Consider the following 11,179-nt stretch of genomic DNA (forward strand, 5'->3'; position numbering starts at 1 on the left):
ACTATACAGGATTAGGGTTACGAACGGGTTACTAGGACTTATCAAATTTCGTTATTTCTGTAATTTTTTGTAACAAACGTTCGCTGATTTTTTTATAGTCGCTCAAACGTTGATTTAATCGCTTTTGAGTAACTCGTAAAATTATAACTAGAATTATCTCATGTAAAAATTATTCAAAAAAACTGCTCATTTTTTCTTGACGACACAAAAAGCGCCCTGTAACAGACTGTTTGTTACAGGGCGATGACAAAATTGTCTTAATCGTAATCTTAATTATTCATCAAAACATCAAGCAATTCTTGAGCTGATTCTTTCAAAGCATCTTTTGACTTATCATTACCAAGGTGAGTAAAGATTTCTCCCACGTATACATCTTGGTCAAATAACTTTGTAAAGACCTTGTCAATAATTGGCTTAGTTAATTCTGGTTCTTGAACTGGACCAAATGGGTTAGCAAAGAATGTCTTGCTCATTCCAACTTCATCAGTTGTTCCAAGAGCTTTCCGTTGCCCAGCAATAAATACTTTTTCTGCCTCTTCCTTTGTATCAAAACGATGAATACCAACTTCATCACTATAATTGTTAGCGTATAGCCACATATCAATATGGTGATGTTTGATTACATTTTCGTAGGTATCAGCAGGAATAATAACCCGGGCATTCTTTTGTTCAGGATTAAGGTAAACACCACGGTCCATGTTATTGAAGGCCACGGCACTACTCAAATCATCAAGACGAACAAAGGCACCCGTTTCTGTTCCTTGAGCATATACCCCTGGTTCACCATCAGTAAGGGTAAAGCTTCCCATGTCATCAAAGATTGTTTCCATGCTAACAATCTTATCGTCAGCTAATTCTTGCAATGCTTCAATTGATTCTGACTTTCCGGCACCTGAATCACCGAAGAAAACAACATTCTTTTCTTTACCATTAGTAAATTTAATCTTCAACATGGAACCGTGAATTGGCAAGCGGCCATTGTAAATTTGATGAAGGTTATGGAGCGTCAAGCACATCTTCTTCATGTAACCAAAGTAAGTAGTCTTATCTGTGTAAGGTACTTCACCGACCCATAAATCATTCTTTTCGTCACGATAGTAATGAGAAACCATGCCTTCTGTTTCTTTTAGACCGAAAAGAAGAATCATATCAGGTTTTTGCCCCTTAATCTCATCAGGGGATGCAATTTCAAATAAGTTCGAAAGAGCGATCCCATTTACCAAGTAATCAACATTGAAGTAAATAAAAGCTAAACTTTCACCAATCTTAGCTGGGTAACAATACCATTTACCACGTTCACCACGGAAACGTTCGATCGGGTTATCTTTTACTTCAGAAAAGACCCCTTCCCGTTTGTTGCTCTTAGTATGCATCATCATTGGCGGACGAAGCATCACGGTATTAATAAAATCAATATCCTTTAATTCTTCATAACCAGCTGGAATCTTCCAATCTTGTTGTTGAACTAAAATTGTTGCGTTAGTTGCCGCATTAACTTGTCGATAAGTCCGGTTTTCAAAACCTTGGAGCTTTTCTTCGAGGATCCGGTATGCTTTACGCACTAAGTCGTTGAATTGAGTATCAATAGTCCGGAATTCGTTACCGATAATCTGATTATCACTAAGATTAATTACTGATACCCGTAATAGTGAACGATAGTATGAGTATAATTCTTCAACACTCTCAAGAATATCTTTAGGGTCATATTCATCAAATGCACTATCATCATCAAAAAGAACTTTCTTTAAGATATCAACAAACTTGTTAACAGTGGCATTATCAAAAGCATCATCATCATTATCAGGGTTACGCGAAGCTAAATACAGACGAACAATTTCCTTTACTTCATCACTATTAATTAATGAAGGAATATCAGTAAAGTAATTTTGACTATAGTTTAACGTTGCAACACTGCGGTCAGGATTTACATATAATGATTTTGTATCAATAATCTGACTCTCTTTTGACATGGATCTCATCCTTTCATCACTTGAATAACTCTATTATAATATATTTTTTAAGATTAGGATGAAAATAATATTAACTTTTTTTCATTTTACAAAAAAGAGGAAATCATCCCTTTTACTGAGACAATTTCCTACTTTAACAATTAATAATTAAATTTTAGTACCAACCATGTGATTGCCAGAATGATTGAGCAGCACTCCATGAACCATAACGGCTAGTTACGTATTGGTCAGCTACTCGTTCTTGGTTAGCTTCTGAGTAGTCACCATTTAAGTATGATGCTGACAATTGGTACTTACCAACGTATTGACCGTTACGAGCACTGTAGCTACCGCCTGATTCGCGAGCTGCAATCCAAGCCTTAGCCGCAGCATCATTACCACTAACACTTGCGCTGTAGTTTGAACTAGTAGCTTGTGCTTGTACTGGTGCACTATAGCTTTGTTGAGCAGCAGCTGAAACAGTTGATTGTTGTGGAGCTACTGATTGAACTGGTGCTTGTTGTTGAACCGGTGCTTGGGATTGTACTGGAGCCTGTGATTGAGTAGGAGCAGAAACCGGTGCAGCTGAAGATTGTACTTGGCTAGTTGCTACTGGAGCTTGACTAGGTTGTTGGCTTTCAACACTAGCTGATACCGGAGCCTGACTAGGTTGTTGACTTTCAACACTAGCTGATGCTGGAGCTTGAGATACTTCAGGTAAGGTAGCTGCTTGTTGAGCAGTAGCTTGGGTCACTTCACCGTCGTCTTTAATTACTAACTTTTGACCAACATAAATTAAGTTCTTATTGGCAATTTGATTAGTTGAAACTAAAGAGTCAACATAAGTTAAGTCATGACCTAACTTATAGGAAATACTTGATAAAGTATCACCACTTTGCACCGTGTAAACAGAATCAGCGTTAGCAGTAGTTGCAGTAGCAAATGTTCCCAAAGCAACAGCACCTGCAACGGCAGCAGTGATTTTCGCGATGTTCTTAGTTAACTTCATAAAGAAAAATCCCATCCTTTTCATAAAATTCTTTTTTATTAATTAGTTATTTATTAATTTAGTTTAAGTTGTTGAGTTCTCATATCTCTCAACAACTATTACTATACTCCCTTAAAATTACATACGGATTACTCCGAAATATCAATTCAGTTGATTTTCGTAATACTTTGTAATAAAAATTTTAATAGTCTGTCAAGTAAATCAACCTCGGCCACGCCCTGATGGCAACTTAGGCCTGGCTAACTTTCCCCCAGAATTAGCCAAAATTTGTAACATAATAATAAATAAGTCGCTGAATTGTTCTTAAAAGAAGAATTTCAACGACTTATTTTTCGTTATTAATATTTTCTTGTAACATTGCTGTAATTAACTTTAGTTCTGTTCAGCACTCATTATTTGTTTTAACCAGCTCTCACTACTAGCTAATTCTTTTAATGGATGAATATCCTCGCTAATTGTCAGTGGTTCTCCGGCTTTTACTTTAAAAGGTGCTTCATTGACCATTTCAGGATCCCGATACTGGGTAAGAGTGGCAGAAGTTCCCTTACCAAAACCATCGACCATTGCAGTTAAATGTTGTGTCCCGCTTAAAGCAATCGTCGGAGCCCACTGCGTATTTTGCCCATCCAGAAAACTATAAAGATCAACAGTCGCTTTAGTTTGAACTTGACTCGCTACTTCAAACTGCAACGTTGACCCATGAGCCTGATATGCATGGATTGTCCGATAGATATTTTTACTAGTTGAGTGATTTGCCTGGCGGTACGTGACATGCGCGTTAGCTCCTACTAAAATCTCTGTCCCTTCATATGATGGCAATATCGTATCATTAACCATTCGTTCTTCAATTATTGCATGAGCTCCTGCACTGATAACAATAATATTATGAACGTTTGCAGAGTTAAGGTGAGGATTAAAAACAATTGGACGCTCCCGAATAATTTGTGGACGCAGATATATAAACTGGCCACAATTAATATTTGCAAGGTGGGTGGCCACTAACTGGCTATCCTGCCAAAAGATGGCCTTCTCCATCAAATTTTCCTGTAGTAACGTTGAATATTCATTAACAGCTTCTTCAAGAGGCATCGCTGTTAACCTATCTTCCTGTAAGGAAAGCCAGCCCTTGCTTACGCCAGTTGTCCCTTTTTGCCAGTAATCTATCCATTCTTCTTGGCCCGGTAAAGTTGGGAAACGTGCTTGGAGTAGAACTGCCAGTTGACGTTTTTTCTCTAACCATGCTGGCTCTTGCTTCCAAATTTTTGCCATCATTTTCTCCTCTAATGAACAAGTTTATCCCAAATAACCACTTTCCCCGTTTGAAGAGATTGCGGAACATCAATAATTCGTTGGTTAGAACTCCCCCTAAATTGAAGGGTAAGGTCCTTTTTAGCCAGCAAGAATCGGCCATCGACTAAGATATCGAGATAGTGCAGAAGTTCAAGTTTATCGCTCGACTCCTTCATTAATTCTTCCCAAGTATATCCAGACCAAGACCAAATATCCTTTTCATGGCCGAATTCTTTCCGGACCCGTTTAACTAACTTAAGGCAAACCTGAGTATTAAGAAATGGTTCACCGCCCAATAAAGTTAATCCTTGAACATAGCTTTGAGAAAGATCTTCAATAATCTGGTCTTCTAAATCCTGGGTGTAGGGTTGTCCGTAATGAAAATTCTGCGCCGCCTTGTTATAGCAACCAGGGCAATTAAAAAGACAGCCACTAACATATAAACTACACCGGACCCCTTCTCCATCCACAAAATTAAAGGGCTTATAGTCTGCAATATATTGTAGTGAATGATCCTTCGCTAACCATTCTTGTGGTTTAGGGTTACGGGGTAATCGTGTTTCTACCATTTATTTTTCCTCCTATATAATAAAAGACCGGTAGCTTTGCGAGCAACTGGCCTTTTGATAATTAAATTTGATCACCAGTAATATGAGCATGGGCTTTATTATCCATTTGCCGGTGCTGTTCAAATTCAGCTGCATTCTTGATCATTCCTGCATTCATATGTTTAACCCGGTGAATAATTTCCTCATGCCGTCCATGAACCATTGGTCGCTGCTGAGGGTTACCAAGATAACCACATGTCCGCTTAACAACATCACAAGTTGCTGGGTCATGGTTTCCACACTGCGGACACTTAAAACCACGAGCAGTTGCTTCAAATTCACCTTTGAATCCACACTTAAAACACTGATCAATTGAAGTATTCGTTCCAAGATAACCTACATGCTCATATGCCCAGTCCCAAACCGCTTCTAAAGCTTTTGGATTTTGGCGCAAGTTAGGATATTCGCAATAATGAATAAAGCCACCGGCCGCATACTTAGGAAAAGCCTCTTCAAATGATAATTTTTCAAATGGTGTCGGATGTTTACGGACATCATAGTGGAAGCTATTTGTGTAGTATTCCTTATCAGTTACATCTTCAACCCGACCAAACTTCTTCAAATCATCTTGACAGAATGTATCTGTTAACGATTCGGCAGGAGTGGAATAAAGACTAAAGTGGTATCCTTCTTCTTTTTCCCATTCAGCACATAAATCATGCATTGCCTTAGTAATTGCAATTGCAAAGTCATGTGCTTCTTTATTATGCTCCCAATTTGACCCATAGAAAGTCGTACATACTTCATATAAACCAATATAACCTAGCGAAACGGTCGCCCGACTATTCTTAAAGACTTCATCGACACTATCAGTCTTTTTTAACCGTTTACCAAATGCACCATACATATACAGGAGGGGAGCATTTTCCGGTTTAGCTTCTTTAGTGCGCTTAATCCGGTAATCCAAGGCAATCTTACAAATATTCATCTTCTCTTGAAAGATCTCCCAGAAGAGTTGCTTATCGCCATGAGCCTCAAGGGCAATCCGTGGCAAGTTAACCGTCACAACCCCTAAGTTCATCCGTCCTGAGTTTACTTCTTTACCAGTTTCTGGATCTGTCCATCCCTGTAAGAACGAACGGCAACCCATTGGTGTCTTAAAACTTCCTGTTAATTCCTTAATCTTGTCATACATCAAAAGATCTGGATACATCCGCTTCGTTGAACATTCAAGCGCTAGTTGCTTGATATCATAATTAGGATCTTCGGGGTCAAGATTTAAGCCTCGTTTAATAGTAAAAGTTAATTTAGGAAAGATGGCTGTACGATGTTCTTTACCAAGGCCCTTAATCCGGATCTTCAAAATGGCTTTTTGGATTTCCCGAGCAATCCAGCTTGTCCCTAAGCCAAAGTTAATGGTCGTAAATGGGGTTTGGCCCTGGCTAGAATAAAGGGTATTAATCTCGTATTCTAAAGCCTGCATTGCATCGTAAATATCTTTTTTAGTCTTCTCACGAGCAAATTCTTCCCGTTTCTCTGGTACTATCCACTCTTCAGCATCCTTCATATGCTTTTCGTAATTTAGCTTTGCATATGGTTCTAATAATTGATCAATCCGATTAGCAGAACATCCCCCATATTGCAGGGACGCCACGTTAGCAATAATCTGCGACATCTGCGCGGTTGCCGTTTGAATCGAGCGTGGTGAAGAAACCCAGGCATTACCAATCTTAAATCCATGCTTAAACATCTCATCAAAGTCAATTAAACAACAGTTAGTTTCAGGCGTTACCGGTGAATAGTCAAGGTCATGCCAGTGAATATCACCACGAAGATGCGCCTTGGCCACAATACCAGGAAGCATTCGTAATCCTAATGCACGACTCACAACTCCTGCTTCAAGGTCCCGTTGAGTATTAAAAACATGACTATCTTTATTAGCGTTTTCGTGAACAATTCGTGAGTTTCGATCGAAAAGCTGCTCTAACTTATTTTGGGGATTAGTAGCTTCAGCAAATGCTTCTTCATCATGCTGGCGATAATCACGATAAACTTTTGCCAATTCTTCATGGTTCGCATTAACCAGTCCTTTAACAAAAAGATCCGCAATTTTTTTAGTAGTGACAGTTGTTTGATTAAGTAGGGCATCTAATAAGGCAACATAAACACTTTGGCTAGTCTGCTCATCAGCGTTGAGCGCATTTAAAACAAGGTTAATCTTATAGGAATAAAATGGTGTAACTGTTCCATCACGTTTAACTACTTGAATACTTGTCAAACTTTTAAGATCCTTCTTATCGATTATTTGCACTTTCATTTTTATTTCCCCTCTCGTAATTAACGTTATCTATCATAGCTCAAAATACAACTTATAGGAAGTATTGACATTCAAAACACTATATGTTGTGGTCGATTTAGTTTCTTAAATATTTGTTTATACTCTATTCTGATCTACCAGGAATAAAATGAAATCACAAGTAACGACGCTATTTTGAGATTCTTAGGTGACCTTTTAAATCATTTATTTTTAAATTCCTATTATCACCGAATAGAATTTTTTGTACCAAAAAGATCAAATTTGAAAACGTTAAACCTAACTTAATAATCTTAATTAGTATACTTAAGATTATTAGTTATTAAAAAAATAACTTACGAGCAGATAGAGCAATTTGCTAGACTAATCCTTGTGCAATTTTTAGGATAAAAGGAGTTTTTATATTTATGGAAAATGCTTTACAAGCTCGTAAACAAGCAGCACATCCTAAATTAATGATGGTTAGTATGCTGCTGGGAGCTTTTGTCGGAATGTTTAGTGAGACTTCATTAAATATTGCCTTGCCAAAATTGATGGCTGCTTTTCAAGTAAGTACGTCAGCAATTCAATGGTTAGTTACTGGATATATGTTAATTATTGGGATTATCTTGCCACTTTCCAGTATAATTACTAAGTGGTTTACAACTCGCCAAGTCATTATTTTTGCATTAATTGACTTCATGGTTGGGGCTTGCATCTCTGCTTTAGCGCATAATTTTACTATTTTGCTGATTGGACGAATGATTCAGGGAATCGGAACAGGTTTAATTCTTCCATTAATGTTTGCAGTAGCAATGCAAATCTTCCCACCGAAACAAATAGGAGCAGTTCTAGGAATGTGTGCCCTCGTAATCATGTTTGCCCCTGCAATTGGTCCTACTTTAACTGGACTAATTCTTGCTAAGCTATCATGGCAATGGATCTTCTGGTTATTTATCCCGTTTTTATTTATTGCCTTAGTCTTTGCGATTATTTCATTAGAAAATGTTGGCGAAATTACTAGGCCACATGTTGATATGCTTTCAATTATTGAGTCGGCAGTAGGGTGTTCGGGACTGGTTATCGGTGCTAGTTTAGCGAGTGAAGACGGTTGGACTTCACCAGCAGTTCTTAGTGCATTAATAATCGGTGTTATTGTTTTAATTTTTTATATCCATCGGCAACTTCATCTGGAAGAACCAATTTTAAATCTTCGTATCTTTAAATATCCGGCCTTCACAATTGGTTCTTCCATCGTGATGCTTGACTTTGGAATCATTCTTTCCACGATGTATCTTTTACCGCTATTCTACCAACGAGGGCTCTTAGTTTCTGTGGCCCTTACTGGACTAGTAATGCTCCCTGGTGGAATTATCAATGCAGCTACTTCTGCAATTGCAGGTCGCCTTTACGATAGTATCGGGGCTAAACGTCCTGCCTTAATTGGTTTTATCCTTGCCCTATTTGGCGCTTTGATGCTGGCCTTTACTACACCACATAGTTCCATTATTTACGTTGTATGCGCGCATGTTATTTTAATGATTGGTTGTCCTTTAGCAATGTCTCCTGCCCAAACTAGTGCTTTAAGTGCGCTTTCAGGATTAGAATCTGGAGACGGCAGTACAATCATGAACACAATGCAACAAGTTATTGGTGCACTTGCAACAGCCTTAGCGACTAGTTGCTTAGCTTGGGGGAGTTCTTCTATTAGTGGATCGGAAGCTGTTCGCTTTACTAATGGTTTCCACTACGGTATTTACTTTGCAATAGTCTTAATTGTGGTGGCATTGCTCTTATCATTCAAAATTAAAGATCAGAAAAACTAAAATAGGACTGTGACATAAGTTAAGATACTTTTATAAAAAGCAAATACGCAGTACAACAATGGCCTCTAATGTCCGGCAAAACCGAACATTAGAGGCCTATTGTTGCTTGCGGGGGCTCCCAGAGGCTAGCTTCGCGTCGAAAAACGAAGTCACAAGTGACTTCTGTCTCGCCCCCTATTTTTACTCTTTAATAATTTTATATGGTAAGTAATGACGTCGATGCTTAGTCAAATAGCTATCCATTAGTTGTTGGTAAAGCTGTGGATTTACATTAGGTTGTGTACTTAAAAGATCAAATTTTTCATTATCTTTTTCAACGGTATAAAAGCCAGTTTTGATAAACCCGTTTTTGGCGTAGAAACGATGTCGTCTGATTCGTTGTTCATTATTAGCGGCCTGGCTATTTGGACGTTCAGCACTAAGGGTGACTATTTTTCCGGCATAACGTTTCTTTAGCATACCTAAAGTTGCGCTCCCAAGACCCTGACCATGATACCGCGGATCAATTGCCAAGAAGAAAATGTAGGCTATTCGTTTATTGTAAACTGTGTAGAAAAAGCCCACCCACTTTTCTTCATTATAAATACTGCAAAATTCAGCTTTTCCAGCCTGGGCCCGCATTCTAAGCAAGGATAATGGTAAAAGTTCATTTTGTGGAAATACGGTATTATAAACCTGCTTGATATTCTTAAAATCATTTGACTTTGTAGACACTTTACGTACTTCGATCATTTAACGATTCCTCCATTTACGTAATGGTACCTAAAAAGACAACAACAGACAAGAACCTAATTTAAACTTTATTAGTTTTTTTAAAGAAGAAACACTTTAATTCAGGTGATGGGCAAAAATTACAGGAGTTAATATTATGCTAGTCTCTAGTTCGTATTACTTCTTAATTGACTTTTAGTAAATAATTCTATTACCAATAGTTCATGACTGTTCATCCATTAAAAATTTTTGTTTCTTTTATTATTGAAGAGGCTGAGAGAAAATTTTTGTTTTCTCTCAGCCTCAACTGCTTTTATGAACACTAGTAATATAACATGGAACTAGCTTCACGTTGCCACAAGGCGCGAGTCTAAGTACGAATGATAATCAGCCCGTGCCGTGCTAGTCATTGCATTGGCCTAGCTTAGCCCACTGTCATGTCGAGAAAGTTATTTCCTACTCTCTTCAATCATCCTTATTTCGAACCTTTAATCCCCACTTGCCGAGTCTATAACTTGCGTATACACCTATTGCTAAAATTATAATACTGATAATTATTTTCATTAATTCAACCTCTCTTCTCATAATTCTTGGAGACATCGAATAAAACCAGTCAATTATAGACTTGCACCTTTTCATTATTATTCTAATTTAATTTTAACATATGCTTTCTTCATAAAAAACATCTTTTATACCGATTAGCTTTTAAGAGGTTTCCCAAATTCTAACAATGATGCACAAAAGACGTACAAATCGAATCAAAGTAAAATTATTTTAAAATCAAAAACACCTGTAACCTTTGATACAAAAGAGTTACAGGTGTTAACTTTAGCTTAGCTGATACTTCGCATTCCTGCTTAAATATGCCTCCGGTGGGGGTCGAACCCACACTCCCTCAACGGGAACTGGATTTTGAGTCCAGCGCGTCTGCCAATTCCGCCACAGAGGCATCAGCTAACTAAAAGGTGGTAATCGGATTTGAACCGATGATAAAGGTTTTGCAGACCTCTGCCTTACCACTTGGCTATACCACCAAATAGTTAAGATTAAGTAATACGCTTAATCAAAAGGGCGGTATGTGGGATTTGAACCCACGCGTGCCGGACCCACAAACCGGTGTGTTAACCAAACTTCACCAATACCGCCAAAATATTCAGTTAAGCAGGGATAGTAGGAATCGAACCCACAATGACGGTTTTGGAGACCGTAGTTATACCGTTTAACTATATCCCTATAAAAATGGGGGAGAGTGGATTCGAACCACCGAACCCGAAGGAACGGTTTTACAGACCGTCGCGTTTAGCCAGACTTCGCTACTCCCCCATAAATGGCGCGGGACGGAATCGAACCGCCGACACACGGAGCTTCAATCCGTTGCTCTACCAACTGAGCTACCGAGCCATTGTGTCATGGGTGTATACAACTATTAAGCTGTAATGGAGGATACAGGGCTCGAACCTGTGACCCCCTGCTTGTAAGGCAGATGCTCTCCCAACTGAGCTAATCCTCCAAAAGTGACCCGTGCGGGATTTGAACCCACGATACCAGCGTGA

Annotated in this window: 7 protein-coding genes and 7 tRNA genes; 1 reads left to right on the forward strand and 13 read right to left on the reverse strand. The window is 38.5% G+C overall.

Annotated features, from left to right (window positions below; all coding sequences use genetic code 11):
* Positions 1-269: 269 nt before the first annotated feature.
* From LMB57_RS00280 to nrdD, 5 genes are all read right to left on the reverse strand, one after another.
* A complete protein-coding gene (locus tag LMB57_RS00280; protein ID WP_113897429.1) occupies positions 270-1,970 on the reverse strand; it encodes a phosphoenolpyruvate carboxykinase (ATP) in 1,701 nt (566 codons plus the stop codon).
* Between the two features lie 154 nt (positions 1,971-2,124).
* A complete protein-coding gene (gene apf / locus LMB57_RS00285) occupies positions 2,125-2,958 on the reverse strand; it encodes an aggregation-promoting factor (protein ID WP_229271660.1) in 834 nt (277 codons plus the stop codon).
* 372 nt (positions 2,959-3,330) lie between these two features.
* Positions 3,331-4,230, reverse strand: coding sequence for a SufD family Fe-S cluster assembly protein (locus LMB57_RS00290; protein ID WP_324255209.1), 900 nt, complete (start codon positions 4,228-4,230; stop codon positions 3,331-3,333).
* A gap of 8 nt (positions 4,231-4,238) precedes the next feature.
* Complete coding sequence (gene nrdG / locus LMB57_RS00295) at positions 4,239-4,817, reverse strand: anaerobic ribonucleoside-triphosphate reductase activating protein (RefSeq protein ID WP_035157640.1); 579 nt, start codon at positions 4,815-4,817, stop codon at positions 4,239-4,241.
* A 61-nt stretch (positions 4,818-4,878) separates the two neighbouring features.
* Positions 4,879-7,113 (reverse strand): anaerobic ribonucleoside-triphosphate reductase, encoded by a 2,235-nt coding sequence (gene nrdD / locus LMB57_RS00300; RefSeq protein ID WP_229271658.1) that lies wholly within the window; start codon positions 7,111-7,113, stop codon positions 4,879-4,881.
* Between the two features lie 404 nt (positions 7,114-7,517).
* Between nrdD and LMB57_RS00305 the strand changes: the two genes are divergently transcribed.
* Positions 7,518-8,915, forward strand: a complete 1,398-nt coding sequence (locus LMB57_RS00305) for a DHA2 family efflux MFS transporter permease subunit (protein ID WP_229271657.1) — start codon at positions 7,518-7,520, stop codon at positions 8,913-8,915.
* 180 nt (positions 8,916-9,095) lie between these two features.
* Here the strand turns inward: LMB57_RS00305 and LMB57_RS00310 are convergent, their stop codons facing one another.
* The 8 genes from LMB57_RS00310 to LMB57_RS00345 all read right to left on the reverse strand — a co-directional run bounded on the left by LMB57_RS00310 (position 9,096) and on the right by LMB57_RS00345 (position 11,136).
* Positions 9,096-9,647, reverse strand: a complete 552-nt coding sequence (locus LMB57_RS00310) for a GNAT family N-acetyltransferase (protein WP_229271656.1) — start codon at positions 9,645-9,647, stop codon at positions 9,096-9,098.
* 843 nt (positions 9,648-10,490) lie between these two features.
* Positions 10,491-10,575 (reverse strand) — tRNA-Leu (locus LMB57_RS00315).
* Positions 10,576-10,589: 14 nt separating this feature from the next.
* Positions 10,590-10,660: transfer RNA gene (locus LMB57_RS00320), tRNA-Cys, on the reverse strand.
* A gap of 36 nt (positions 10,661-10,696) precedes the next feature.
* Positions 10,697-10,771 (reverse strand) — tRNA-His (locus LMB57_RS00325).
* Positions 10,772-10,788: 17 nt separating this feature from the next.
* Positions 10,789-10,859, reverse strand: a tRNA-Trp gene (locus LMB57_RS00330).
* A gap of 7 nt (positions 10,860-10,866) precedes the next feature.
* Positions 10,867-10,949 (reverse strand) — tRNA-Tyr (locus LMB57_RS00335).
* Between the two features lie 5 nt (positions 10,950-10,954).
* A tRNA-Phe gene (locus LMB57_RS00340) sits at positions 10,955-11,027 on the reverse strand.
* A gap of 36 nt (positions 11,028-11,063) precedes the next feature.
* Positions 11,064-11,136 (reverse strand) — tRNA-Val (locus tag LMB57_RS00345).
* Positions 11,137-11,179: the final 43 nt, after the last annotated feature.

Origin of the sequence: Limosilactobacillus secundus, assembly GCF_020784695.1 — a bacterium.
Classification (GTDB): domain Bacteria; phylum Bacillota; class Bacilli; order Lactobacillales; family Lactobacillaceae; genus Limosilactobacillus; species Limosilactobacillus reuteri_F.

Excerpts from the sequence above, each read along its gene's own strand:
- LMB57_RS00280 (WP_113897429.1), bottom strand. The coding sequence starts at position 1,970 with ATGTCAAAAGAGAGTCAGATTATTGATACAAAATCATTATATGTAAAT.
- nrdG (WP_035157640.1), bottom strand. The coding sequence starts at position 4,817 with ATGGTAGAAACACGATTACCCCGTAACCCTAAACCACAAGAATGGTTA.
- nrdD (WP_229271658.1), bottom strand. The coding sequence starts at position 7,113 with ATGAAAGTGCAAATAATCGATAAGAAGGATCTTAAAAGTTTGACAAGT.
- LMB57_RS00305 (WP_229271657.1), top strand. The coding sequence starts at position 7,518 with ATGGAAAATGCTTTACAAGCTCGTAAACAAGCAGCACATCCTAAATTA.
- apf (WP_229271660.1), bottom strand. The coding sequence starts at position 2,958 with ATGAAGTTAACTAAGAACATCGCGAAAATCACTGCTGCCGTTGCAGGT.
- LMB57_RS00310 (WP_229271656.1), bottom strand. The coding sequence starts at position 9,647 with ATGATCGAAGTACGTAAAGTGTCTACAAAGTCAAATGATTTTAAGAAT.
- LMB57_RS00290 (WP_324255209.1), bottom strand. The coding sequence starts at position 4,230 with ATGATGGCAAAAATTTGGAAGCAAGAGCCAGCATGGTTAGAGAAAAAA.